Consider the following 25,683-nt stretch of genomic DNA (forward strand, 5'->3'; position numbering starts at 1 on the left):
TTTAATTTAAACTTACGTTGATTCTCAATGTTATACTTTTTATCCTTTTAAATTATCAATATCAAAATGTGTATTGTTAAGTATGTTGTTAAAAGTTGATAACCTAGTTAAATGTGCTTAAAAAATCTTCAAAAGATTGTGTCAAACTTGGCTTTTTACTTAGCTTTAAACAATCAAAAGTAATTGTTACGATAATTTATACATTGAATTCACAGGCTTGTTAACGTTATCAACATAGTTGTTATATATTATTTAAATTAATGAAGAAAGTAGATTTTTTAGTGATTGGATCTGGTATAGCCGGACTGAGTTTTGCACTAAAAGCAGCTAAATATGGTAAGGTACTGATAGTTACCAAATCTAACGAAGACGAGTCGAACACGAAGTACGCACAAGGTGGTGTAGCAGTAGTTGTAGATAAGTCCGATTCCTTCGAAAAACATATACAAGATACGTTAATTGCTGGAGATGGTTTGTGCGATAAGGATATTGTGGAAATTGTGGTAAAAGAAGGTCCAGAACGTATTCAAGAGATTATAGACTACGGAATTAACTTCGATAAAAATCCGGCTGGAGTTTTTGATTTGGCAAAGGAGGGAGGCCATTCTGAACACAGAGTGCTTCATTATAAGGATGTTACAGGATACGAGATTGAAAGTGTATTGCTTAAACAAATCCATCAGAATGAGAATATAGAGATATTAACGCATTATTTCTGCTTGGAGCTGATTACCCAACATCATTTGGGAGAACATGTGGATAAGAGTAGTAAAGACATTAATTGCTATGGAATTTATGCTTTTAACACAGAGATTAACCATGTTGAGAAAATATTAGCGAATGTAACAGTGTTGGCAAGTGGTGGAGCTGGACATATTTATGCAAACACCACTAATCCAGTTATTGCCACAGGCGATGGAATGGCAATGGTTTACAGAGCTAAAGGAAAAGTGAGAAATATGGAGTTCATTCAGTTCCATCCAACAGCCTTATATCATCCTGGAGAATATCCTTCATTTCTCATTTCTGAAGCAGTTAGAGGTTTTGGCGGAGTATTAAGAAGAAGAAATGGAGAAGAATTTATGTACGAATATGATGAACGTGGCTCTTTGGCACCTCGTGATATTGTTGCTCGTGCTATAGATAATGAAATGAAAAAATCGGGAGATGATTTTGTGTATTTGGATATAACTATGCGCAAGAAAGCTGATATTCTTACACATTTTCCTAATATTTATGCCAAATGTTTATCCATTGGTATAGATATGACTAAAGATTATATACCGGTAACACCAGCTTGTCATTATATGTGTGGTGGTATTTTGGTAGATGAATATGGAAAATCGTCTATCAACAATTTATATGCTTGTGGCGAAGTTTCTTCAACAGGATTACATGGCGCTAATCGTTTGGCTTCCAATTCTTTATTAGAAGCCACTGTTTTTGCTCATCGTATATTTGTGTCAGCTATAGAGCGTTATCAACACAATGTGATACCAAATAACATTCCAGAGTGGGATGATAAGGGTGTAATACAATCTAACGAAGATATCTTGGTTACACACAATCTAAGAGAAACACAGAAAATAATGAGCGATTACGTAGGTATTGTTCGTTCCGATTTTAGGTTAGACAGAGCTTTGAGGAGGCTTTATCTGTTGTTCGAAGAAACAGAAGAGTTCTATAAAAAGAATAAGGTGTCTGTGAAATTATGTGAATTACGTAATGTAATCCAAGTGGCGTATATGGTAATTAAATCAGCCAAAGCTAGAAAAGAAAGTAGGGGATTGCATTACACCACAGATTATCCACAACATGCTAACGAATTAGTTGATACAATTATTTAACCCCTAGCCCCTAAAGGGGAATTATTAGCATGATGTTAATTATATAAGTTTATGAATGACAGTAATTCAAATCTCCCTTTAGGGGGTAAGGGGGTTATTCTCCCTGTTAAAAATGTATATCCACAATTTGGAAGTGATTGTTTTATAGCACCTAATGCAATCATTGTAGGTGATGTTAAAGTTGGAAGAAACTGTTCAATTTGGTTTAATGCTGTGGTTAGGGGAGATGTGAATAGCATCACCATTGGTAACGAAAGCAATATACAAGATGGTGCTGTAATTCATGCTACCTATTTAAAGGCTGCTACATTTATTGGAAATAGAGTAAATGTTGGACACAATGCTATTGTACATGGTTGTACCGTGAAAGACAACGTTTTGATAGGCATGGGTGCCATAGTAATGGATAATGCAGTTGTAGATGAATATTGTATCATTGCTGCTGGGGCTGTAGTACTAGAGAATACCATTTGCGAAAGCGGTTATATTTATGCCGGTACTCCTGCAAAAAAAATAAAGCCCATTACCGAAGAGCAAAGGGCTTTATTGAACAAACTGCCTGATAATTACATCATGTATGCTGATTGGTTTAAATAACTAATCGTTTCTTGAAGGGCCAGTATCGGTATTTTGTGGAAGTCTATTTTCTACTTTTGCCTTTTCCTTTACTGTTGGAGTTGGCAGAGGTGGAGTTGAAGGTATATTGATGACTTCATTTCTATCCCAATTTGCTCTTATAGACAGCTCTTTAGTAAAATACCAAATCGCTTCTGGTTGTGTGCCTTCTTTCACATTTCCGGTGTCCCAAATGCCGTTTCTGTTATTATCGTAAACAATTCTGCCGAAATAAACACCCTGTTTGTAATTGGCTAGCTTAACAGATGTTTTTTTAGCTATTGGATAAGCAGCTATCACATTTTTATCCTTGTTTACAATTTCTAGAACATATCTTTTGGCTGTATCTGTAGGTTCTACACTTAAAGTTAGTGTTCCGTATTCGTTAGCATCACCAAGCATGAATTTCTTCGTCAATTCCTTGTTCTTTGCATCAAAAATAGCGGTTGTAGCATTTTCCCTAAGTAATAATATATAATCTTCTTTAGCTCGCCACTTGTATTTGATATGATATTTTAAGATGTCTAGACTGTCTTTTATTAGTGTAAACTGACGTGGAATACTATCTTCTAAAAGTACAATCTTACTTTGGTCTATATTCTTTAGTGGCAAGTTAAAACTTAGTGTCAGGTCTTTAAATGGATTTAATGTGCCACTTTCTAAATTGTCGTTAGCGGTTACAGCACGGGTGTACGTATCTCTTTTTGATCTCGTTAGTTTAGCGGTATCAAGTGTTTTACCATCATTTTTAATAGCTATTTTTACAGAATCGAATGATAAATCGTTGAGCCAAAGATTAACAGTATCTTTAGTTTTATTAAATTGAAACTGCTTTCCTTGGTCCACTGCTGCTGGAAAAACTACCGTTAAATCTGGATTTTTCAAACGTTGATTAAAACTTAAAAATATACTCCCGTCGGCATTTAACCTTCTGTCTGTGATGCGAAAATCTGGTGCTAGCTCTTTAAATACACCTAATCTAATGCTGTCTATATTCTTATCTAATACGAAAGGTTCTTTTAAAAAGCCAATTTCGTCACTAATTTGTTGGTAAATTCTATCGCCTCCTTTTTCCTTCAATGCATAAATTTTATAGGTATCTTTTTTAAGATTATTCAATTTAAAATTTCCGCTGCTATCTGTAAGTGTAAATATTGGAGCACGTTTTTTACCAAATAAACTATCTCTAGATAAAGGCAAAATAAAAACTGTAGCTTCTAGCTCAGCTTCACCTGTAAGTGCATTAGTTACATTTCCACTAATACTCAAAGAGTCTAAGGTAGGACCGGTAGAGAAAGCATAGCTGAAGTTTTTTAATTCGTTGCTTTCATTTAAATCTACAATAGACTTTCCAAAATTTAGCGTATAAGTAGTGTTTTTCTCTAATGTATCTGGTAAGGTAATTTCTAGTCGTTTCAATTTTGCTCGTAGCTCAGGAATTTTTTCCAATTCAGGAGATATAGAAAACTCTTTAAACTCATTATTCAATTTAATATACTCGTCAAATTCTATAACAATTTTTTTTGAGTTAAAATTTGTAGTCAAATTTGCTGGAGTCATTTTTAGAACCTTAGGTGGAATTTCATCTCTTGGACCACCTTGTGGAGTTTGCATAGCAGCACAACCATAAATTAGTAATGCTACTAACGTAAGCAGTGAAAAATGAGTTAAAATTTTTGAGTTTCTATTTTTTAGCATTTATAGGCTTTTTAAGCGATTTTTATTCTTTTTTAACTGATAATATTAAAATTTAGAGTTACGCTTTTATAACGCTTTATTTTAAGTTGTATTTTATTTAATTAAATAATTGATTTACAGTTATTTAGCTATATGAACCATTAAAACGGAAATATCTGATGGAGAAACTCCAGAAATTCTTGATGCTTGCCCTAAAGTTCGTGGTTTTATCTTCAATAATTTTTCGCGAGCTTCTTTTGATAAAGATACTAAAGTGTTGTAATCAAAATCTGGATTGATCGCTTTATCTTCCATCTTCTGCATCTTACTTACAATCTCTTGTTCCTTTTCAAAATATGCTTCGTATTTAATTTTGATTTCTGCTTGTTCAACAGTTTCAATTTCAAATTTATTTAGTAGCTCGTTAAAAGGTTCGCTAACTTTTCTAATATCGCTGATATTCACTTGAGGTCTACTCAGCACACTAAATAGTTTTACATTTTGCGTAAGAGGAGATGTACCCAATTCTTCCATCAGGGCATTCGCTTCCGACATTTCTATGCCTTGCTTTTTAGTAAAAGCCACAATATCATCAGAGTTTTTGATCTTCTTATTGACGATTTCTAATCTTTCATCACTTACTAAACCTAAGCTATGCGCAATAGGAGTAAGGCGGATATCAGCATTATCTTGACGTAGCAGTAAACGATGTTCTGCTCTAGAAGTAAACATTCTGTATGGTTCTTCAGTACCTTTTGTCACCAAATCATCTATCAAGACACCTATATATGATTCAGATCGCTTCATAATCAGTTCATGTTGGTCATTGACTTTCTGATGAGCATTTATTCCTGCTATAAACCCTTGACTTGCAGCTTCTTCATAGCCTGTAGTACCGTTAATTTGGCCTGCGAAGAACAAATTACTGATTAATTTAGTTTCTAAAGTCAAAGAAAGCTGGGTAGGAGGGAAATAGTCGTACTCTATGGCATATCCGGGTCTAAACATCTTCGCATTTTCGAAACCAGGTATCTGTGTTAATGCTTTGTATTGTACATCTTCCGGTAAAGAAGTAGAAAATCCATTTACGTAAATCTCACAAGTATTCCAGCCTTCTGGTTCTACAAAAATCTGATGGCGTTCGCGTTCAGCAAAACGATTGATTTTATCTTCAATAGAAGGACAATAGCGAGGACCCAAACCTTTAATTCTGCCAGTAAACATTGGCGATTTTTCGAAACCTTCCTTCAATGTTTCATGTACTTTGTCATTGGTGTAAGTGATCCAGCAGCAACGTTGATCTGTTGGAAGTTCAACATTGGTATATGAAAACCTACCTCTTTCTTCGTCGCCCCATTGTTCTTCCATTAAACTATAATTTAATGATCGGCCATCAATTCTAGGAGGAGTACCTGTTTTCATTCGCCCAGCTTCAAAGCCTAATTCTACCAATTGCTCAGTTAAACCAGTTGCGGATTTTTCGCCAGTTCTGCCACCACCCATTTTTTTCTCGCCAATATGGATGATACCATTTAAGAAAGTGCCGTTAGTTAGAACAACAGATTTTCCTTTAATTTCTACACCTAAATTGGTTTTCACACCAACAACAGTATTGTTTTTAATCAAAAGAGAACTTACCATTTCTTGCCAAAAATCAATATTTGGTGTACGTTCTAATGATAACCTCCACTCTTCTGCAAATCTTTTTCGGTCGTTTTGCGTACGTGGGCTCCACATCGCAGGACCCTTAGACTTGTTAAGCATCCTAAACTGAATAGTAGTTTTATCGGCAATGATACCCGAATATCCGCCCATAGCATCAATCTCTCTCACAATTTGGCCCTTAGCTACACCACCCATTGCGGGGTTGCAACTCATTTGGGCAATAGTCTCCATGTTCATGGTAATTAGCAATACCGATGAACCTAAATTTGCAGCAGCAGCAGCAGCCTCACAGCCAGCATGACCCGCCCCAACTACAATTACGTCGTATTCTTTAAACATATATTTTCTATGTTTCACGTGAAACATTTAGTGTTTATTCTTTTTTATATGATGTTTCACGTGAAACATCATATAAATTTCATTTATTTTTCTGATAATTCTATCCAACGCTCCATTTCTTTCTCGATAGTTTGATTGATTTCTTCTATCGATTCTGATAATTCCTGAATTCTAACATAGTTGGATGGATCTGTATTATTTAGTTCTTGTGTAAGTATTTTAACTTTATTTTCGTTTTCAGCTAAAGTATCTTCAAGCTTTTTAAATTCTTGTTGTTCTTTAAAACTCAATTTACTGCTGGACGATTGAACAGGTTTTTGTTCTTCTGTTTTTTGTTTTTTAACTGCCGCTTCTTTTTCTTGTTCTAAGCTGTTACGATGTTCTGAATAATTGCCGTTGAATATTTTGACGTTTCCATTGCCTTCCATAATGAAAAGCTGATCACTCATTTTGTCTAATAAATATCTATCGTGTGAAACAAGCATCAAAACACCAGGGAAGTTCTCTAAAAATTCCTCCAATACATTTAATGTGTCGATATCTAAATCGTTAGTAGGTTCGTCTAAAATTAGAAAATTAGGATTTTGCATTAAAACTTTCATTAAGTGTAAACGCTTCTTTTCGCCACCACTTAATTTTTCTACTAGACCATGTTGTTTCTTAGGGGGAAATAAAAACAAAGTAAGTAGGGCAGAAGCAGAAATGGTCTGACCATCTGCCATCTTGATATATTCAGCGTCTGCTTTTACAATGTCTATTACTCTTTCTTTCTCGTTAAAACTTAAACCTCCTTGTTTGTAATACCCGTATTGCGTAGTATCTCCAATATCAACCTTGCCATTGTCTGGATTTAAGTTTCCGGTAATGATATTTAACAAAGTTGATTTGCCAGTACCATTTTTCCCTGCTAAACCAATTCTGTCGCCTTTTTTGAAAACGTAAGAAAAATCTTCGATGATAGTTACGTTATTAAAGCTTTGGTTAATATGGTCCAACTCCAGAATTTTATTTCCTTGCCTGGCCATCTTTACATTAAGCGTTACCTTTTGGTTGTCGCTTCTTTGTTTTGTTCTTTCTTCAAGATCATAAAAGGCATTTATTCTAGATTGGGATTTAGTCGTTCTAGCCGCCGGCATTCTACGCATCCATTCCAATTCTTTCTTTAAAAGATTTTTGTTTTTTTGGAATGTAGCATCGTCTTGTGCTTCTCTTTCTGATTTCTTTTCTAAGAAATAAGCATAGTTTCCATTATAAGTATAGGTTTTTCCACGCTCTAATTCTACTATGGTGTTGCAAACATTATCTAAGAAATATCTATCGTGCGTTACTAATAATAATGTTTTAGCCCCAGAAGTTAATATTTTCTCTAGCCATTCGATAGTGTCAATATCTAGATGGTTGGTAGGTTCGTCTAAAACATATATCTCTGGATCTTCAATTAATAATTTAGCTAAAGCTAGCCTTTTGCGTTGACCACCAGATAAGGTATCTATCTTTTGTTGCAAATGGTTAATGCCCATTCTGCTTAAAATTGTCTTTATTTGGTGTTCGTATTCCCAAGCGTTATGCTCACTCAATTCATCATATAATCTGTTGAGCTTCTTTTCATCAGGATGCTCTTGCTCAATTAATTCTTCATATTCTTTAATCAGCTGTTGTTGCTTATTGTCAGCAGAAAATATGAAGTCGCTAATTGATGAATTATCTGGAAAAGAAGGTTCTTGATCTAGAAATCCAATCTTAGTAGATTTATTTTTAACTATTTTTCCCTCTAACGGAGCAAAACGCTCTGCTAGAAGTTTCATTAAGGTGCTTTTTCCGGCACCATTAACCCCAACTAAGGCAACACGCTGCCCAGCATTAATTCCTAATGTTAAATTTTTAAAAAGCCATTCGTCGTGATAGGCGTGGCCGAGCCCCTCTGCTGCAATTAGTGTACTCAAGATACTTCGAAACGGTTATGTAGTTAAGCTACTCGTTTTTTGCAAGTAGCGCCATCAAAATAAATGATGAAAATTGTTACAAAAGTAAGGAATAATAACTGCTTAACGCTTTGTAGCTAACAGATTAGTTTGTAGAATGGCAAAAAATTACGTGCCGATGTTGTGTTTAGTTGAGATTAAATTTATCGTTTTGGATATTCATAACGTTAGATGCAGCAAGAATTGATACGATTAAACCCCCAATAACTATAGCAATAAGCAGCTGAAGTGTAGAGTACAAGCTTGTTCCTCGTACAATTTTTTGAGAATCTTCTTTGAGCTGCTCGCCAACAACGGTTTGAATTTTGGTGAGTTGGGTGAGCAATGCTGACATATCTAAGAAGGACTTTTCGCCATTATCGTAGAGCTTTCTTAGGGATGCTTTATCTAGGGAATTTGCATTTAATAAAATGTTTTTTTCCAATATTTTATTTTCAAGTAGCTTTACTTTTAATTCAGTTAAATGGTTCTTCTCATTTGTTACCAGATAGGTCTTTTCATACTTAGCTAAAAGCGTATCAATTTCCTTATCGTAGGCTTTTAATTTTGCGTTTAGTTGTGGAATGCTCAGTTTATTTTCATCGCTATAAACGAAAATTTCTAATAGAAAGCGCTTGGCATATAATTTTTCTGAGATGTAAAAAATGTCGGTGGCGGGAATTAATCTATCATTATAAAGCGAGGTGAATGCCTTCTCCATATTTTTTATGCTTCGATCTTCTAAAAGTCTGATTAGAATGGTACAAGCCATAATTAAAAAAAGCAGAATAGCTATTTTGGTTTTCTGTTTTAGAGAGTAAGCAAATTTCATCTTTTACTTCGGTTTATGATGATGAAACGCTCCAAATTTGGAACAGGTTTCATATTTGGTTGGGTTAAATAACCTCCAATATAGCTATAATTTTTTATACTGAAATAGGCTGATGTTAAGGCAGGAGAGAAATTAGTTGGATAGTAGTACTGAATATAGTTAAATAGCCCCGATTGAACGGAAAGCCCGCAATCCCGATGTCAACTCGGGAGCGGACTTGGAGAGAAAGCGGGACTTGCGGTTGATAGTTGTAATGATATTGCGCTTCAAAAAATATGGTGCAAAAAGAAAGCGGGCATCCACCCGCTTGATTAACTAAAACTAAACTAAATTTATATGTAAATATGAATTTTAAAAGATGGTTAAAACTTCAGTGCCTGGAAGTTCATTTTTTACTTCTTGTTGCTGTGCCACCGCTGTATTCTTAGATTGGATACTGCTGTTTTCGGCAACAAATTTATCGGTGTTGATTGCAGCTGTACCATTCATAATTGCGTTGTAATCGGTAGTGTTGCCAGATAATGTTAAGCTAGATTTACCGTTAACTTTTGCAAATAAATCGATGGTGTTTGTGTTGAGGGTTGCTTTAGATTGATCTTTCAAATTAACCTCTAAAGTAAGTGCATTAAACTTGCCGCTTGTTTTTACGGTAGCATTGTCGCTAGCAGTAATTTCATTTAATTGATTAGCGTAAACCACTACTGTTAAAGTTTCTTTTTCGAAAGAGCTTATTCTCAACTCGCCGTTTCTTTCTTGTACTAAAGCATTTTTTGCATAGTAGTTATCGTAAACCTGTACGCTCTGGTTAGCACTTTGAACCAAAATAACTTCAACGTTACCGGCAATGTTTAATTTGTTGAAGCTTTTAACTTCGCTAAGCACTGTTACTTTTTTAGTCTCTTTTGCGTTTACGAAAGATGGAGCTGTTACGCTAATTGCTACTGTTAATACTGCTGCGAATAAATTTTTAATAGAAGTTTTCATATTGTGTGTGTTTTATATCTGTAAATAATTTCTTGTTTTTAAACTTGTTACATCTATAAGACTGCAATACGGAGAAAACGTTGCATGAGATATGGCTGTATTATACCATCGATTGTAAAGTTTCGACCAACGCCAGTAATTTTTCTACCAACGGGAAGTAAGATTTTGGTAAAATAGAAAGATGGCGGCGTTGAGTGGCTGTGTTAGATGCCGGGTGTTTCTATCGAAACTTGGGTTTGATTTATAAAGAGGGGACGCGTTACGAAAAACCGTTTGATAGGAGAAAGACTTACGAAGTTTTCGAAACTTCGTAAGTCTAAATTTTCTAAGTCCTTTTTACCAAATAGAAATCTTCTTTGGCTGTCATTTCAGTTTTAGCCTTCTTTGTTTTGTCTTTATAACCCAAAAGGTGTAATGTACCGTGAATGATGATGCGACATAATTCATCATGGGTTGAGGCTTTATTTTGTTTCGCGTTATCTTTAACTCTATCAATGCTGATAAAAATATCACCTAAAATCGTTTTAAGCTCTTCTGAGTTGTCGAAAGTGATTACATCTGTATAGTAGTCGTGTTGAAGGAAATCTTGGTTTACACGCAGTAAATATTCGTCTGAACAAAAAATGAAGTTTAACTCGTTTAATTGATAGCCTTCTTGCGCAATCGTTTCTTTGATCCAAGCTTTGACAGCATTTTTCCCTTTTAAATTGTAATTGATGTCTTCGGTAAAGAAATTGATTTTTGGCATGGAGATAATTGAAAAGGCAAAGTTAAAAAAGAATTCACCACAAAGGCACAAAGAACACGAAGGCTTTTTGTCAAAAGTAATGCTATTTAAATTATAAAGGCATCGGAGGATATATTTTCGAAAAAATGCAAATCTTTATCTTGGTGTCCTTAGTGTCTTAGTGGTTAAGCTCTAAATGGTAGTTTACTTTTTAGTAGAATTTAATAATTTAAAATACTCGGCAACTTTGTTTTTGTAGTAATAATTCAAGTTTGGTGGTAATTTCTGTATCAGCTCACTTTCACTTTGCATACTCTTATTAAATTTTTCTAGCATTTGCTGATAAGAAGGAGGAAACTGTTTTGCGGCATTGCTTTCGCGTTTTTCATCCTGTTCTTGCTCTCGCTGGGCTTTCTCGGCATCCAATAATTTCACCATCAAGTTTTTTTGGCGGTTAATTGTTTCTTGGCTAATGCGTTTGTTTACCAAATCTAGCTCCGATTGTTTCATTTCCTGCACGGCCTGGTTCAAATTGCCCAGTGAACCTTTGCCGTCCTTATTTTCTTCTTTGTTAATTTTCTCCAGTGCTTCTCTAATCATTTGTTGCTGCTGCGCCATTTTAGCAAATTCTTGGCTCATTTGCCCTTTCGGAACAGTACCCATGTTACCTTCACGTTCCATTTTTTCCTTGGCCTGCTGCATATTTTTGTTCAGCTGTTCTTGCATCTGTTGCAATTGTTGCATGCCTTGTTTTTGCTTGCCTTTACCGCCCTTCGCATTTTTCATTGCGTTTTGCAATTGCTCCAAAGCTTCGTTAAGCATCAAAGCCAAATTGTTTATAGAAGTCATGGCAAACTGTTGCGAACGATTGGCTTCGCCAGTTCTTCTATCGCCCAAAAATTCTATCGCTTTGCCCATGTTGAAGTTGATTTTCTCGACCTCGGTATTTACGGCACTTTCAATTTGTGGTACACGTTTACTCAACGAAAACAAACTATCGGCAATGGTTTTCATGTTATCGCGGATCATGTTCTGCTTTTGTGCCTGGGATACATAAGCCGGATCTGATGCGCCCATTTTACGCAAAGCCATCATTACTTTTTCCTGTTCAAAGGAAGAACTCAGCAAGTTTTCTAGCAGCTTACGAAGCTCTTGTGCATTTACCTTATTTTCTTCTTCGGCACCAGCTTGCTGCTGTTCTTGCATTTGCTGTGCCAACTGCTGCATTTGCTGGCTCGCTTGCTGTTGTTTTTCCGAAGCTTTCTGATTGTTATTTTGGTTCAGCTGCTCCTTACTTTCTTGCTGTGTCTGCTCAATCTGGTTGGTTTCCTTTTCCGGATTTTTATAATCGTTAGGACGCTCCAAGGCTTGGTTTTTCTTCTCCAGTTCTTGTAGTTCTTTTTTCAGATCCTTGAAATCTTTATTAAGTTGTTCTTGCTTGCTCTTTAAATCTTGAGGAGAAGAATTTTGCTTCTTGCTCTGGTCAGACAAATCTTTTTGTTCCTTGGCCATCTCATTCAAGCGATCGATTTTGTTCTGCAAACTTTGCTCAAACTCCAACTGCTTGTAAAGTTCCAAAATACGGTCAAGTTCGTTTTTTACAGATTTATTGTCCATCTGCATTTTTGAAAGTTCCTCTCTCGTTTGATCTTTTCTGTTTTGGTCCATCAACTGTTGCAGCTTTTGCAAAAGCTCTTTGGTTTTTTCATCCAAAACATTATTAAAAAGTTCATCAATTTTTTTCTGCTTTTCTTTCAGCTCTTCCGTCAGTTGACCATTTTCCTGTTTGTCGAAATTATTTTTCTCGTTCAGTTCCTTAATGTCTTTAACCGCTTGGTCTAGCTGTTTTTGCTTATCCAGCAATTGCTCAATTTGCTTTTTATCCTCGAAATTCAACTGTTTTTTATCCAGTAAGCTTTCGCTCAATTTCTTGCTATCTTTTTCAATGCTGTTGGCCAACTTAATGGTTTGCTCCATTTTCTGTTTCAACGACTGACTGCCTTCAGCAAGTTTTGCAGCAATTTCTTGTTGCGTTGGCGCTTGGTAGGTTTTAATTTCCGAACGAGTAACTTTTGCACCGTTTACGCCGTCATTATCGGCCACTTCAAAAAAGTAATCGATGCTTTGGCCGGCTTTAACCGTAATTTCGTTTAAGTTCCAGAGGTAAAAAAAGTTGTTTTCTATTTGTTGGTTTTTAATGGAAATCGCTTTTGCCCCCTGCCCAATAACTTTGTTTTTATCCTTAATTTGATATCTGAATTTCAAAGACGAAAAACCATAATCATCATTAATTACACCTGTAAAATATAAAGCTTTGCTGCTCAAACTATCAGGAGTTTCGGTTACAGAAATGCTAGGAAATTGGTCTTTGATTACGGTAAGTTGATGACTTAGCGAATCGCGTAGGCTTACAAACTGATTTTTAGGAACGATTTGGTAATTCGTATTTTGTTTGATGACAGAACTAAAATTGGCAATGTTTTCTACCACGCTAAGCTGATGGATTTTTTGCTGCAAAATGAAACTGATTTGCTCGCTGTTTTCAGTTTTCAGTTTCCAGTTAACTTTTGTCCCTTCGGGAATGAGCAAATCGCCAACGTTTGCCACATCTTCACTTTTTCTTTTCAGGTAAGCTGGATAAGCCAAAGTAGCACTTAAATTTAATAGCGATGGACGTGGTTTTACACTGATAGTATGGCTTGCAGAATTAAATCCACCACCGCTAAAACGGACGGCCTTATCTTTTTGAACGTTCTTAAAAGTATAGGTAAAATGACTGATGTCCTGCTTCTCCAATTTGTAGCTGTTCAGGCCGTCTTCCAAATAAATATCTTGCGGAAATTCATCGCCCGTTAATTTCACTTTAATGGTCAAATCATCGCCCTGCGTAATATTTAAACTCTTGTTCTCGACAATAAAATTGAAAGGCGCTTTTGGCAAAACCTCTTCGTTGTAGCGGATAAAACTACTAGTGCCTTCCCGCAAAATTGCTGGGGCAATAATCCCAATCAACAAAATGATAAAAAGAGGGAGAGCGATGTACTTGATGTGTTTTTTATTATCGCCAAGGTTAATTGCGGTAGAAAAAGGAATAGGTTTTAATTCGTTAATCTTTTGGTCAATTCCAGCCAAAATTAGCGCACTGTTCTGTGGCGAATTGTCTGCCAGTTCTTTGAGCTGTAAAGTATTCAATAACCTATCCTTAACATTAAAGAAATGATTTCCAATTAAGTTTGAGGCTTCTTCGAGACTTAAGGTTTTGCCTAACTTGAAATAAGATAGCGCAGGTTTTACAATCCAGAAGAGAATTGCGGTTAAGGATACCGCGATAAAAGCGTAAAAAAGTAGTGTTTTGGTAGAGATGCTTGGATAACTGTAGAAAATCCAAACGAAAAGGAATAAATACAGGCTTAAAATTAAGGCAGCAGCATATATGCTACCACGTAAAAGTTTATTGAGATAAAACTTTCGGGTAAACTCATTGATTTTCGATATCAGTAAGTTATAGTTGTTGCCCATTTAGTTGTTTAAATTAAACACATAGACACATAGAAATTTGCTATGCAATTGCGTAAATCAAAAAGCTCTGTGTCTATGTGGTATATCCGTATGTAAAACGACAATAAAGGTAAAAAATGTGCGTCTAAATAAAAATAGGCGAATTAGATTGAAAAAACTTTCGAATTGTTTTGAGTAAATGATGCGAAAGCGTAAATTAGAAACAAAATACAACAATTTAAAACCTTCGGTAAGATTTTTATCTTCGAATAAAACTAAATACACAAATGAACAAGAAACTTTTTGTAGCTATTTTAGCACTAATGATTACAGGAACAGCATTGGCACAAAAGCAAATTAAATCGTGGAACAAAAATTTGGTTATTGCGCATAGGGGAGCGTGGAAAACGCAAAGCATGCCCGAAAACTCTATTGCATCATTAAAGGAAGCCATTAGGTTAGGCTGTTTCGGTAGCGAGTTTGATGTTCAGTTTACCAAAGACGGTATTCCGGTAGTGAACCACAATGCTGATTTTTTAGGTAAAGACATTGCAACCAGCACCTACCAAGAACTGTTGGATTACAAAAAACTGAGCAACGGCGAAAATATTCCAACATTGGTAGAATATTTAAAAGCTGGCATGAAGCAGAAAAAAACAAAGTTGATTTTAGAAATTAAACCTCAAAAAACGCAGGAAAGGGAAGAGGCTTTGGCAAAGGCAGTAATTGCTACGGTTAAAGAGCTAAAAGCTGCACCTTGGGTAGAATACATTACTTTCAGCCATTTTATTGGCAAATATGTAATTGCTAATGTACCTGGCGCAAAGGTTTCTTATCTAAATGGCGAAATTGCACCAGCACAGTTAAAAGAGGAAGGTTTTTACGGACTGGATTACAACCAAAGCGTGTTCAAGAAAAACCCAGATTGGATTAAGCAGGCTAAAGATTTAGGCTTAATCATTAATGTGTGGACGGTAAATGCAGCAAAAGACATGGATTTGTTTTTAAACCAAAAAGTGGATTACATTACCACCAACGAACCAGAATTGCTTTTTACGAAGATAAAGTAATTGGTTAAATGATAAATGGCCCCATCCGCAAACGGATGGGGTTTTTTATTTAAGAGGTATTTTGCGTAACGTTTTGGGTAGTGGCGGATTTTTAGTATAAATCCCGGGCGAAGCCGTTCGGCCTCGCTTTATTGAATTTGACCATTTGCTCAAGTGTAAGTTTTACCTTGCCTTCTAAAACGAGGGTAAAAACATCTTTCTGGCGCAAGCGTCCGCTTGTGCCTATTCCAAAAATCTTATCTCCAACAGGCCTTTTTCTCCTGCATAATCTCTTGCGCTGCTATAAACGTAATCTTCTGCAGAAGAAACAAAACCAGAAACCACGGGATTTTGGTGCAGATATGCTAATTTCTGTTCCATCATGTAATTGTCCCAAAGTTCTATCGGATGATTGTCTTGCTGCCATAACTGAAAATCTTTATTATTGCTATTCTGTTTCCCTGCCCGTTCCATCATCCACAATAGCCATTCTTTTCTGCTCTCCTGCGGATGCTCAGTAATTGCTTTTCTTAATGTCCTGGAAGTATGGCTCTTGAAATCCCTCAATATATCTTCCATCTTGTTGCCGCTTGTACCAATAATTAAATGCACATGGCTGGTCATGATACACCATGCGTACACCACCAAGCCTTTTTCTTTTTGGCAGTACCTAAGGCTGTCCAACAGCACTTCTCTATACTCGTTCCGCACAAACAGATCTAGCCAATATACTGTTGCAAAGCTTACAAAGTATGGCAAGCTTTGGTCTCTTATCTTGTATTTACTACTCATATTACAAGATAATTATTTTTTAGTTAGAAAGATAAAGCCATAAAGCAAAGCTCAGTCTGGCGCTAGCGTCCGCTGGGGACTAGTTCTAAAAAAACCTAATTAGTTATAGACACAAGCACCGCTACGCTAATGCTTGCGCTAGACCAATTGCTTGGGCCAGATGGGGCTTTAAGTTTCGCCCGAAATGGAAGCAAAGCCAAAGCTTTATTACTAACTTAAATATTAATTACTGAAGAACAAAGTTTTGCATCGCCCGGGCTTAACTTAAAACCGCTGTTATGGGCAGGTTGTTTACGGAAAGCCCCTTGATAGTTTGATTAGATCGTTTGATGACTGAATTAGGACAAAGCTGTGTCCATACATAAATTCTTCTCCGTTTTGGTAAGCTTCTAATTGAAGGAACATATTTTGTCCGCTGAACTCAAAGTTGTAATTATAGTAGATGTTTCTGTCTTTTCTATGAAGTACAAGTTTAGTAGGATTAATAAATTCGATGTAGTCGTGTGTTACTGTATCCTTTATTATTCTAGTCAGGTTGCATAATGATGTCAAAGGTAATTTATCTAAAAGAGTATTTTCTTTCCATTTCCCTTTTAAGACTTGAAAATATTCTGCACTTTTAGTTGCCTTCTTTATTTCAAGTGAGTTCAAGTAAGCTCCAAAAATTTGTTGCTTTATTCTAGAAAATGTCAAGTTTTGCCAATCGCAAAATCGATTTATTTTTATTGTGTCATTATCTTTAATTACCGTGTAGTATTGAACATATGAACTTACAGATTTTTCTTTACAAGGTTTAGATTTGTATTTTGCCGTTAAGGATAAAAAAGAGTCGAGAGTTTTTTTTTTTGATATCTATCTAATTTTATATCTGATATGAGGACTTTGTCTGTATTAGGATGAGCAATGCTTCCGATAATATTGTCGCCTATTTTCTTAAAGTAAAGTTCTTCATATGACATTACTTCGTCTCCATGTTGAAATCCAATTGTTAAAGTTCTGAAGGAAGTTGTCGAACTTTGACAGTTAACGAATAACACTGTTGCTAGTAGGATTAATAATTTAAAATGTCTTAGCATTCTTAAGTTTTTAAACTTGCCCATAACTAGTATATATGTCTGATCTTGTCAGACAAAGCCAACCTAAATCAGGTTGCTTTATGCAACTAATTTATTAAATCAATTGCATATTAAAAACTGTTGAGGATTGTTTTAAATATGTAGTTGAGCATTTTGCTTTTATTGCACAACCATTGTAAAATAAACCTTGGCGAAGCGGTTTCCCGATGTTCTGTATCTGCTTGCATTATTGCACAGGCCTCATCGGGATTAGCGAAAGCAAAGGGCTGCTTTTGCCATGGGCACTGATGGTGCTTTTCAAAAAAGAACATATAAAAAAAGAGCGCATAAAAAAAAGTCCCAACCACTAGGCTGGGACTTTTTCTTGGTAAAATATGATAATAATTAGATTACTTTCACATTAACGGCGTTTAAGCCTTTTCTACCGTTTTCAACGTCGTATTGAACTTTGTCGTTTTCACGAATTTCGTCGATAAGGCCTGTTGAATGTACGAAGATTTCAGCGTCACCATTTGCTGGTACGATAAATCCAAAACCTTTAGTTACATTGAAAAATTTTACTGTTCCTTCTTGCATTATATTATGTATTAAGTTTGCAAGGTACAGATTTAAATCTAATTACAAGCAAAACTTGATTTTTTTCAAAATTATAACCTTTAGCGACGCTAACGATTGCCGGCCAAACTAATGGTGATTTCGCTAGAGTGTGGAATGCCTATTGTTGTACCTGGTTTAATGAAAAGTAAGTTTTTAAGGTAAACATCTGCTATGCCTTGTATCAATTTTTTACGGTAGGGCATATCGTCTGGCAAAACACCCTGAATCCGGTTTACATATAAGTTCCCTTTCACATCTACAATTACCGAAAAGCGATAACGAAACTGCTTGTACGATTTGTTGATCTCGATTTTGTACTCCGGGTACATATAAGCGTAAGATTTCCTGTGCGCACCGCTATCTGCATAACCAATCAATTTTACAGAAACGTTTTTGCTGTTGGGCTTTAATTCTACAATCTCGGTGGCTGCAAAGGCGGTATCAGGGTTTGCTGGATGTTTGTAGGTCTTTTCTGCTAGTTTTTTAATAAACGCAGTGTCTTGCTTGGTAGGTCGCTGTAATTCGCCAACGGTGGTTTTTAGCACTTTTTCAATGTAGTCTTTGGTGTAATAGGTAGAGTTTACATCAGATACTTCTCCCTTTGCGATAACAAGCGCTTCTACCTGTAAGCGTTGTAAAATCAAACTGTCTTTAGCAATTGTTTTTGCCCTAAAGTATTCGCGAGCAAAGTTGTAAATCTGCCCATGGTCGTGTAGCAAATAGAAAGCTTCCATGCCTCGCTTTTCTGGACTGTAAGCCAACATCGTATCGGGAGCTTTGTGCTCTATAATCCAGTTTGGCACCAACATAAAGCCATCTTTGTTAAAGGATAGACCATTGCTGAAGCGCCTTTTCACTTCGTAAAACCTAATGCCATCTACATCTTTAAAGGTCAAACCCGTGGTAGGGTTTTTTCCGTCTGCTCCTTTGTTTTGGTTGTTGCAGGCGTATAAAGAAAGGGCAAGTAAAAATAGACAGGTTAAGCGGGTAAATTTCATGTTATGGTATAAAGGCATTTTGCTGCAAATTTATTGTTTGCCTTTGATAAATATAACGTTGGCCACCTTTCTTTCGCCTTCGTGGTCCCATTTTTTATTATCTGATGGATGGTTGACTACGCCATTTTCGCCATAACCGTTCACCCAAAGTGCGGTAGAGCCTCCACCGTCTAAATTAATGGCATTGCTGCAGCCCAACCACTTCATGATTTTGGTGAGTTCAAAAAGACTCATTCCTGCAGATTGGTTTTGTCTTCCATCAACGGTGAGTAGCAAAACGCTGCCATCGGGCCTAATTCCTATTGCACTACGTGGATGCCTAGCTTTGTTGAACGAAATGGAGTCTAAAGGTTCATTTTTGTCGTTTAAAATCAGCAGAGGCCCACTTACCATCACGTTTTTATCTGTAAGGGAATTTTCCCAATTTTCACTGCTGTCCCATTTTTTTATGGCAATTTGCTCGTTGTTTATCACCACAGCCGCCTCTTGGTGGAAGGTTCTTTTGTTGTTTTTATCTAACCTTGTTGCGTTAATAATCGTGTCGTTTACTTTGAGGAAATCTACGGAGCCACCGTTTTTCATGTCGAAAAATGTACCGTTAATTACCGCTGTAGCATTATATTTTTTGGCAAAGGCCGATGTTTTGATGAGTTCTTTGCTATCGTAGCCGATATAAAACTTAGGTGCCTTTTTGTGATTTTTTACTTCAACAAAGCTGATGTACTGGTTGGCTTTAAACAGCGAGCTGTCAGAAAATTGATAGGTGTAAACCTTTGTTTTTTTGGCTACCGATTGTTTCTCCCATTTTGCTTTTGAAAAGCGTAAAGAGTCGGTGTTTTGAGCAAACAAATTACCCGAAATAAGGGCTAGGAAAAGTACGCGGAAAAGAGTTTTCATTTGTGTTTATATTCGTTTTTTTAGTCTTATTAATTTAATGAGGAATGATTTTTCACGCCAAACTTCTAATATAACGCTGTAACCATTTTTGGCCTTAAAGGTAGTGCTAATTTCATCTAGCGTATAATCGTCTATTTTTTTGAAGTTGATAGAAGTGATTTCGTCCCCGGCTTTTAATCCAGCGAGGTCGGCGGGAGATTCGGGTTCTATTTTATTGATCAAAGTTCTAGAAGGAGGACCACTCTCCGTGTAAAGTTCTATACCAGACATATCATGTTCAAAAATCCGATTGAACTTATCGTTCTTTTTGATATACATGCAGTTGTTTCGATAATCGTAAATGGTATTAAAACGAGTCAAAATTTCTGCTCCCAAATTGGCATTTCGTCCTTTGTTTCTTAACGAATCAATATTGTATATAGGGTAGTGCGAAATTACATCACTAAACTTAAAACTGCCTAATTGAAGCGAAATAAGGCGGCCAATTCTGCCTTTGATATCGCCCGTTAATCCATTTCCCAAATTGGCTTGCATGGTAAAATCTGGTTGGGGAAAAGGTTTAGAATCTAACGATTCAAGAGAAATGGCATGGCTGGCGCCACAATCTACTAATGCTTTCACATATTTTGCACCCAAACCCTCTTGCTCAATATTTAGCAGCACATAAGGTTTGTTGTCCATCAGCTCTAAGGGAATGCGTTCACCTTTCAATTTTGTTTTTTTCTCTGGAGAGATAAACCTTATAGTTTTGTTAGAGTAGCTTACTTTTACCGTAAAACTATTGAAGAAGTTGTAGCCTATCAAACCGTAGATTTTTTTGCCTACAAAACCCGATAAAGAAAACACGTCATTTTTCAGGAAGACAGCGGGAATACTGCTTGCTTCGGCATCACCAATTCTCACACTAGTTGCGCCTAAGAATGCGTCTATACCTTCAAAATTTCCATAACCACTAATTTTTATGGGGCGTGGATAGCTTACCTTCAAGCTCTCTTTTAAAGTGGTATCGGTAACTATCATAGGGCTAACGCCTGTATCCAAAATAAAGTCGAATGGGCCTTTGTCGTTGATATAGATTGGAATAATGATTAGGTTCTTTATCAGTTCAAAATACATCGTTTGTTGCTTGCGGCCCGATGCAAATTTGAAATCTTGCGATTTCGCCAAGTTATTGTTGAATAAAAAGCACAATAGAACCAAAAAAGCAAGGTGTTTTGTAAAATGATTGCTTGGTTTAATGCTGTTCATAAATCTAAATTAATAAATTAGTGCACACTTAACCCCAAAGCTGTTCTAAAAATATAAAGCCACCCTAGCTCATGATTAAATTCAACCTTAAAACTATTTTGTTTAGCACTGCTCTTGCTGTGATTTCCTCATTTTATGCCTGCAAGCCAAATCAGATCATTGCAAAAAAGGTAGCTAAGGAATTTAAAACCTCCGAAATGTTGAAGAAATATCAGGTAGGTTTTGCACTTTACGATTTAGAAGGAAAGGAAATGATTTTTCAGAAAGATGCGGATAAATATTTCACGCCAGCATCTAACACCAAGCTTTTTACACTTTATGCAGGCTTAAAAATTGCTCCCGACTCCATTCCTTCTTTAAGATATATCGAAAAAGGAGATTCGCTTATTTTTTGGGGAACAGGAGATCCTTCTTTGCTGCATACCGCGGTAAAAGGCACTAAGGCCATCGAATTTTTAAGAAATACCAATAAAAAACTTTTTTTTGCCAACGGGCGATATACTGGAAATTTTTTTGGTAACGGTTGGAGCTGGGATGATTACAACGATTACTACCAGCCAGAAATTTCTGAGCTTCCTTTGTTTGATAATGTGGTGCTCGTTACGGCTAAGCAGGCTGGAGAAATGAATATTTCACCGAAGCACTTCAATTCTTGCTTCGTAGCAGACAGTAACAGTAAAGCAACAAAATTTAGTGTACAAAGGGAGTTTTTGAACAACAGGTTCCATTATCCCTTCGCAAAAACAACGGCAAATTACGAGCAGCAGATACCATTTAAAACGGCCACTACATTAACCCTTACTTTACTATCTGATACTTTGAACAAAGATTTGCAACTTGTTGATTATGCGATGCCTAAGGAGGCTAAAACCATCTATAGTTCTAAAAGCGATGATGTTTTTAAACAGTTAATGCTACCTTCTGATAATTTTGTGGCCGAGCAATTGCTCTTAACTTATGCCGATAAATTGGGTTTGGAACTCAGTACTTCCAAAGTAATTGCTGCAATACAAGAAAAGTACCTCACCGTACTGCCAGATAAACCAAAATGGGTAGATGGCTCTGGACTTTCTAGAGGGAATTTATTTACTCCGAGATCATTGATCAAATTGTTGGAATTAATTTATGACGAAGTTAACGATCAACAAAGGTTATTTGCCATGATGCCGGCTGGCGGAAAATCGGGCACACTTAGAAATGCTTACCCTAAAACAGATACGCCTTTTGTGTACGCAAAAACAGGAACATTGGGAGGTGTGCACAACCAAAGTGGCTATATTCTTACAAAAAAAGGTAAGCTGTTGCTTTACTCTTTTATGAATAACAACTACGTACAACCAACCGCCGAAATTAGGAAGGAAATGGTAAGGGTGGTAACAGCTATTCATGAACGTTTTTAAATACTCAAACTGTTAAAAAATAAATTAATGAGGAGCCTATTAATTTTTATCTTAATTTGCATTGGTTTCCTAGTTAGAGCGCAAGATCAATTAGTATATCAAAGTAAAAATTTACCAAAATCAGATACTGTTTGGGTGTTTAAACCTAAAAGTTACCAAGACCATAAAAAGTTGGCCTTAATATATCTTTTACATGGATATGGAGGTAATTACAAACAATGGAACAGTATAATGGACGCTCAAAAATATGCCGATGAATACGGGTTTATAATCGTTTGTCCAGACGGGTTGCATGATAGTTGGTACATCAATAGTCCGGTAAAGAAAAATTGGCAATATGAGACGTTCTTTTTCGATGAACTTTATCTAGATATCAAGAAAAAATACAAAGTAGATGAGCAAAGGATTTTTATTTCTGGTCTGAGCATGGGCGGACATGGAGCTCTTTCTTTTTTTATAAAACGTCCAGATTTATTTGCAAGCGCAGGAAGCACCAGTGGAGGAGTTAAATTGAGAGATTTTTCTGCTAAATACGGGTTAAGTAATTTACTTGGAAATCCAAGTAGCGAGGACCCAATGTGGGATGCTTATTCCGTTGTGCCCAATATACACAAGCTGAAAGGCATTAGCAAGCCTTTCATTTTTGATTGTGGCTCTGACGATTTTTTTTATGATTATAATAATGAGCTAAAACAAAAATGTGACGAATTTAAGTTGAAAGCCACTTATATTTCGCAACCTGGAGCGCACAATAGGGCTTATTGGTCCAAATCAATCAGACAGCAATTCGAATTTTTTAAAAGCCATTAGCCAAATTAAAATGAAATCCCCAAATGTAAGGTCATCATTATTGAGTACCGAAAAAAAATTCGATCAGCTGTCCCAGAAAATTTCAGCAGAAATACTTTATCACCAAGAAAACTATCTTTATTTTGGGGGAACAGCCTATTTGGGCATTCCCCAAAATAAAGAAATGACGGAACTTTACATCAAAGGTTTAGAACTTTATGGCCTTAATAATGGCACCAGTAGAGGAAACAACGTTCAGCTGAAAATTTATGATGATGCGGAAATTTCCATTGCCAAAAGATTTGGTGCCGAAGCTGCGCTCATTACTTCCAGTGGCTATTTGGCAGCGCAACTCACCGTTTCAACCTACGCAAAGAGCGGGGTGGTTCGTTATGCACCAAATACGCACCCGGCCTTGTGGCAAAATGAAAATCCATCGGTTACGACGACGTATACCACATGGAGTACAAACATCGTTGCTGAAATAAACGGAAGCGATGACGATAACTGGGTTTTGATTAGCAACTCCCTGAATAATCTTGTTCCAGAGATCTACGATTTCAGCTTTGTTCATCAAATAAATCCTTCGAAAAAAGTTGTTTTAATTATTGATGACTCTCACGGTATTGGTTTACTAAACAGCGGAAGTAGCGTGTTTAGTAATCTTCACCATGCAGCAAATGTAGAAATCGTAGTGGTTGCTTCTATGGCAAAAGCATTAGGAATAGATGCTGGTGTTGTTTTAGGCGCTGAAAAATCGATAGCCAAACTAAAGCAGAGCGATATATTTTATGGTGCATCACCACCCGCTGCGGCAGGTTTGTATGCTTTTATTCACGCAGAACAGATTTACCAAAATGCTTATAATAAGCTTCAACAAAACGTAAAATTGTTTAAGCAAAAGCTAACAAATAAAAATGATTGGCATTTTGTTGCCGACTTTCCTGTATTTTTGTCCAAGCAGCCGGCTATAGACCAGCGGTTATTGGAGCATAAAATCCTGATTTCTTCTTTCCCATATCCAGACAGAAATGGAAAGAATTTAAACCGTATCGTCTTATCAAGTTGGCATAGCGAAAACGACATTTTAAAGTTGGTTGCGGCCCTTGGCTAGCATCCTGCTAAGGTAAAAAGGATTTAGTATGAAAAAATTATTACTCTTGTTTGTATTAGCATTTGGTTTGCAGCAAATGCTGCATGCACAAAAAACGCTAAAAGTTTGGATTGTAAGACACGCAGAAAAGGATACCACAGATAAGAAAGATCGCGATCCAGATTTATCTTCGGCAGGTGCAGAAAGGGCCGAAGCTTTAAAGAAAGAGCTAAAAGGACAAAGAATTGACAGTATTTTTTCTACAGATTATAAGCGTACCAAGTTAACAGGATTTCCTTTAGCAGATATTACCGGCATCAGTATAAAAACTTACAATCCTGCAATGGCAAAGGATTTGGTTAAGTCCCTAAAAGAAAATGCTCTAGGCAAAAAGATCTTAATTATCGGTCACTCTAATACTGTTTTAGAAATGATAGAAGCTTTTGGTGCCAAGAGGCCAGTACCTAGCATTGCTGATGATGAGTACGATTATCTTTTCTCTTTGACCGTAAAAGGCGACAAAGTAGACGTAAAGACCAATAAGTATGGCTTAAAAAGCAGACCATAGGTCAATTTCACAAAATTTTGAAGAGCAAATTTCTGCAACTAGGTTCTTGTAGTCCCGCTTTCTCTGCAGCCAATTAAAAAAATTGGCTTCCTTTCAATCGGGTCTATTTTACAAAAGCTTTTGCTAAAATTTATTGAGTTGGTGCTGCATTAACTAAATTGCAGTGCAACTAAATATGGCATTTGCGCTGATTGATGCCCTGCAAAGCGAGTGTTTTGCAAAGGTTGTGGTTAACTAAACCCGACATACGTGAATGCCCAATTTTACAAGTTTACGCCGTTAAATTGGCAGTAACATTGGCGGGACTGGCAAAACCCTAGCAGCACGGCAGTATCTTTTCAAAACCTATAGCTTTTCGAACGGAATATCCATCAAATCGTAATCTTGCCAGCCAATAAAATCAAAGTGCCACCATTCGTTGTAAATCACTTTAAAGCCGTGTGCCTGCATGGTGTTGATTAAATAGTTGCGGTTTTTGATAATGTGTGCAGGTAAATCATTGTAATGTGGTGCCGCTGCGGCTTCGAAACTGTCGTAAGGTGTAGGCATTGGCACATCTTTTCCAGTTTTTAAATCGATGATACTTAAATCAACCGCACAACCTCTATTATGTTTTGAACCTTTTGCGGGATTGGCCACAAAGTTTTTGTCGCTTGCTTTTTGATAGAAAGAAACGGTAACAGCGTAAGGCCTGTAGCCATCGTAAATTTTAAGTCCGTAGCCTTTTTTCTTCAATTCTGCTTGAATTAGTGTTAACTTTTCTACCACAGGTTTGCGAGCGAAAGCCCGTGCCTGCTTATACATCACCTGCTTCATAAAGTTGTCTGTTGTGGCATAGCGGATATCTAGCACCACCGAAGGAATAGCTTTTTTGATGTCTACCAGTTCCAAGTTTGGATTTTTAGCGACATCAGCTTTATACTGTTGATAATCGTTAACTACTTTTAAGCCGTATTTATTTTGGGCATTTTGTTGTGCGCAAGCGCTTAAGTTTAAAATGGTAAATAGAAAAAGCAAGCGTATCATGATAG

General features: G+C 36.4%; 20 protein-coding genes. 7 read left to right on the top strand and 13 right to left on the bottom strand.

What is annotated here, in order from left to right:
- Positions 1-260 precede the first annotated feature (260 nt).
- Both nadB and REI64_RS09685 read left to right on the top strand, forming a co-directional pair.
- Positions 261-1,847: an L-aspartate oxidase gene (gene nadB / locus REI64_RS09680; protein ID WP_308849912.1), complete on the top strand. Its 1,587-nt coding sequence runs from the start codon at positions 261-263 to the stop codon at positions 1,845-1,847.
- A 51-nt stretch (positions 1,848-1,898) separates the two neighbouring features.
- Positions 1,899-2,444 carry a gamma carbonic anhydrase family protein gene (locus REI64_RS09685; protein ID WP_308849913.1) on the top strand — a complete coding sequence of 182 codons (546 nt, stop codon included), beginning with the start codon at positions 1,899-1,901 and terminating at the stop codon, positions 2,442-2,444.
- Here REI64_RS09685 and REI64_RS09690 read toward each other — a convergent pair whose 3' ends face one another.
- The 7 genes from REI64_RS09690 to REI64_RS09720 form a co-directional block, all read right to left on the bottom strand.
- Positions 2,445-4,160 (bottom strand): Ig-like domain-containing domain, encoded by a 1,716-nt coding sequence (locus REI64_RS09690; RefSeq protein WP_308849914.1) that lies wholly within the window; start codon positions 4,158-4,160, stop codon positions 2,445-2,447. It abuts the gene before it with no gap.
- Between the two features lie 120 nt (positions 4,161-4,280).
- The gene (gene mnmG, locus REI64_RS09695) at positions 4,281-6,143 is read right to left on the bottom strand and encodes a tRNA uridine-5-carboxymethylaminomethyl(34) synthesis enzyme MnmG (RefSeq protein ID WP_308850006.1); all 1,863 of its coding nucleotides are present in this window, start codon (positions 6,141-6,143) and stop codon (positions 4,281-4,283) included.
- An 83-nt stretch (positions 6,144-6,226) separates the two neighbouring features.
- Positions 6,227-8,086, bottom strand: coding sequence for an ABC-F family ATP-binding cassette domain-containing protein (locus REI64_RS09700; protein WP_308849915.1), 1,860 nt, complete (start codon positions 8,084-8,086; stop codon positions 6,227-6,229).
- 166 nt (positions 8,087-8,252) lie between these two features.
- Complete coding sequence (locus REI64_RS09705; protein ID WP_308849916.1) at positions 8,253-8,936, bottom strand: MCP four helix bundle domain-containing protein; 684 nt, start codon at positions 8,934-8,936, stop codon at positions 8,253-8,255.
- A 351-nt stretch (positions 8,937-9,287) separates the two neighbouring features.
- Positions 9,288-9,920: a GIN domain-containing protein gene (locus REI64_RS09710; RefSeq protein ID WP_308849917.1), complete on the bottom strand. Its 633-nt coding sequence runs from the start codon at positions 9,918-9,920 to the stop codon at positions 9,288-9,290.
- Between the two features lie 325 nt (positions 9,921-10,245).
- The gene (gene ybeY, locus REI64_RS09715; RefSeq protein ID WP_308849918.1) at positions 10,246-10,668 is read right to left on the bottom strand and encodes an rRNA maturation RNase YbeY; all 423 of its coding nucleotides are present in this window, start codon (positions 10,666-10,668) and stop codon (positions 10,246-10,248) included.
- A 183-nt stretch (positions 10,669-10,851) separates the two neighbouring features.
- On the bottom strand, positions 10,852-14,166 hold the full coding sequence (locus REI64_RS09720) for a DUF4175 family protein (RefSeq protein ID WP_308849919.1): 3,315 nt from the start codon (positions 14,164-14,166) through the stop codon (positions 10,852-10,854).
- 266 nt (positions 14,167-14,432) lie between these two features.
- Here REI64_RS09720 and REI64_RS09725 point away from each other — a divergent pair, with 266 nt between their 5' ends.
- Positions 14,433-15,215, top strand: coding sequence for a glycerophosphodiester phosphodiesterase family protein (locus REI64_RS09725; RefSeq protein WP_308849920.1), 783 nt, complete (start codon positions 14,433-14,435; stop codon positions 15,213-15,215).
- 222 nt (positions 15,216-15,437) lie between these two features.
- Here the strand turns inward: REI64_RS09725 and REI64_RS09730 are convergent, their stop codons facing one another.
- The 5 genes from REI64_RS09730 to REI64_RS09750 all read right to left on the bottom strand — a co-directional run bounded on the left by REI64_RS09730 (position 15,438) and on the right by REI64_RS09750 (position 20,802).
- On the bottom strand, positions 15,438-15,986 hold the full coding sequence (locus REI64_RS09730) for a transposase (RefSeq protein ID WP_308849921.1): 549 nt from the start codon (positions 15,984-15,986) through the stop codon (positions 15,438-15,440).
- A 1,460-nt stretch (positions 15,987-17,446) separates the two neighbouring features.
- Complete coding sequence (locus REI64_RS09735) at positions 17,447-17,638, bottom strand: cold-shock protein (protein ID WP_293303034.1); 192 nt, start codon at positions 17,636-17,638, stop codon at positions 17,447-17,449.
- Between the two features lie 89 nt (positions 17,639-17,727).
- Complete coding sequence (locus tag REI64_RS09740) at positions 17,728-18,675, bottom strand: hypothetical protein (protein WP_308849922.1); 948 nt, start codon at positions 18,673-18,675, stop codon at positions 17,728-17,730.
- Between the two features lie 12 nt (positions 18,676-18,687).
- A complete protein-coding gene (locus REI64_RS09745) occupies positions 18,688-19,554 on the bottom strand; it encodes a phosphodiester glycosidase family protein (RefSeq protein WP_308849923.1) in 867 nt (288 codons plus the stop codon).
- 6 nt (positions 19,555-19,560) lie between these two features.
- On the bottom strand, positions 19,561-20,802 hold the full coding sequence (locus REI64_RS09750) for an aspartyl protease family protein (RefSeq protein WP_308849924.1): 1,242 nt from the start codon (positions 20,800-20,802) through the stop codon (positions 19,561-19,563).
- Between the two features lie 71 nt (positions 20,803-20,873).
- Here REI64_RS09750 and REI64_RS09755 point away from each other — a divergent pair, with 71 nt between their 5' ends.
- From REI64_RS09755 to REI64_RS09770, 4 genes are read left to right on the top strand one after another with little or no spacing between them, the layout of a single operon-like run.
- Positions 20,874-22,202 (top strand): D-alanyl-D-alanine carboxypeptidase, encoded by a 1,329-nt coding sequence (locus tag REI64_RS09755; protein WP_308849925.1) that lies wholly within the window; start codon positions 20,874-20,876, stop codon positions 22,200-22,202.
- A gap of 27 nt (positions 22,203-22,229) precedes the next feature.
- Positions 22,230-23,012, top strand: coding sequence for an alpha/beta hydrolase family protein (locus REI64_RS09760; RefSeq protein WP_308849926.1), 783 nt, complete (start codon positions 22,230-22,232; stop codon positions 23,010-23,012).
- A gap of 10 nt (positions 23,013-23,022) precedes the next feature.
- Positions 23,023-24,105, top strand: coding sequence for an aminotransferase class I/II-fold pyridoxal phosphate-dependent enzyme (locus REI64_RS09765; RefSeq protein ID WP_308849927.1), 1,083 nt, complete (start codon positions 23,023-23,025; stop codon positions 24,103-24,105).
- Positions 24,106-24,133: 28 nt separating this feature from the next.
- Positions 24,134-24,652, top strand: coding sequence for a phosphoglycerate mutase family protein (locus REI64_RS09770; protein ID WP_308849928.1), 519 nt, complete (start codon positions 24,134-24,136; stop codon positions 24,650-24,652).
- Positions 24,653-24,997: 345 nt separating this feature from the next.
- On the opposite strand, the gene REI64_RS09775 is transcribed toward REI64_RS09770, so the two are convergent.
- The gene (locus REI64_RS09775) at positions 24,998-25,678 is read right to left on the bottom strand and encodes a M15 family metallopeptidase (protein WP_308849929.1); all 681 of its coding nucleotides are present in this window, start codon (positions 25,676-25,678) and stop codon (positions 24,998-25,000) included.
- Positions 25,679-25,683: the final 5 nt, after the last annotated feature.

The organism is Pedobacter sp. (assembly GCF_031119335.1).
Taxonomy (GTDB): Bacteria; Bacteroidota; Bacteroidia; order Sphingobacteriales; family Sphingobacteriaceae; genus Pedobacter.

What these genes read in the sequence shown, in the direction of transcription:
- nadB (WP_308849912.1), top strand. Translation starts at nt 261, where the DNA reads ATGAAGAAAGTAGATTTTTTAGTGATTGGATCTGGTATAGCCGGACTG.
- REI64_RS09685 (WP_308849913.1), top strand. Translation starts at nt 1,899, where the DNA reads ATGAATGACAGTAATTCAAATCTCCCTTTAGGGGGTAAGGGGGTTATT.
- REI64_RS09690 (WP_308849914.1), bottom strand. Translation starts at nt 4,160, where the DNA reads ATGCTAAAAAATAGAAACTCAAAAATTTTAACTCATTTTTCACTGCTT.
- mnmG (WP_308850006.1), bottom strand. Translation starts at nt 6,143, where the DNA reads ATGTTTAAAGAATACGACGTAATTGTAGTTGGGGCGGGTCATGCTGGC.
- REI64_RS09705 (WP_308849916.1), bottom strand. Translation starts at nt 8,936, where the DNA reads ATGAAATTTGCTTACTCTCTAAAACAGAAAACCAAAATAGCTATTCTG.
- REI64_RS09710 (WP_308849917.1), bottom strand. Translation starts at nt 9,920, where the DNA reads ATGAAAACTTCTATTAAAAATTTATTCGCAGCAGTATTAACAGTAGCA.
- ybeY (WP_308849918.1), bottom strand. Translation starts at nt 10,668, where the DNA reads ATGCCAAAAATCAATTTCTTTACCGAAGACATCAATTACAATTTAAAA.
- REI64_RS09720 (WP_308849919.1), bottom strand. Translation starts at nt 14,166, where the DNA reads ATGGGCAACAACTATAACTTACTGATATCGAAAATCAATGAGTTTACC.
- REI64_RS09725 (WP_308849920.1), top strand. Translation starts at nt 14,433, where the DNA reads ATGAACAAGAAACTTTTTGTAGCTATTTTAGCACTAATGATTACAGGA.
- REI64_RS09730 (WP_308849921.1), bottom strand. Translation starts at nt 15,986, where the DNA reads ATGAGTAGTAAATACAAGATAAGAGACCAAAGCTTGCCATACTTTGTA.
- REI64_RS09735 (WP_293303034.1), bottom strand. Translation starts at nt 17,638, where the DNA reads ATGCAAGAAGGAACAGTAAAATTTTTCAATGTAACTAAAGGTTTTGGA.
- REI64_RS09740 (WP_308849922.1), bottom strand. Translation starts at nt 18,675, where the DNA reads ATGCCTTTATACCATAACATGAAATTTACCCGCTTAACCTGTCTATTT.
- REI64_RS09745 (WP_308849923.1), bottom strand. Translation starts at nt 19,554, where the DNA reads ATGAAAACTCTTTTCCGCGTACTTTTCCTAGCCCTTATTTCGGGTAAT.
- REI64_RS09750 (WP_308849924.1), bottom strand. Translation starts at nt 20,802, where the DNA reads ATGAACAGCATTAAACCAAGCAATCATTTTACAAAACACCTTGCTTTT.
- REI64_RS09755 (WP_308849925.1), top strand. Translation starts at nt 20,874, where the DNA reads ATGATTAAATTCAACCTTAAAACTATTTTGTTTAGCACTGCTCTTGCT.
- REI64_RS09760 (WP_308849926.1), top strand. Translation starts at nt 22,230, where the DNA reads ATGAGGAGCCTATTAATTTTTATCTTAATTTGCATTGGTTTCCTAGTT.
- REI64_RS09765 (WP_308849927.1), top strand. Translation starts at nt 23,023, where the DNA reads ATGAAATCCCCAAATGTAAGGTCATCATTATTGAGTACCGAAAAAAAA.
- REI64_RS09770 (WP_308849928.1), top strand. Translation starts at nt 24,134, where the DNA reads ATGAAAAAATTATTACTCTTGTTTGTATTAGCATTTGGTTTGCAGCAA.
- REI64_RS09775 (WP_308849929.1), bottom strand. Translation starts at nt 25,678, where the DNA reads ATGATACGCTTGCTTTTTCTATTTACCATTTTAAACTTAAGCGCTTGC.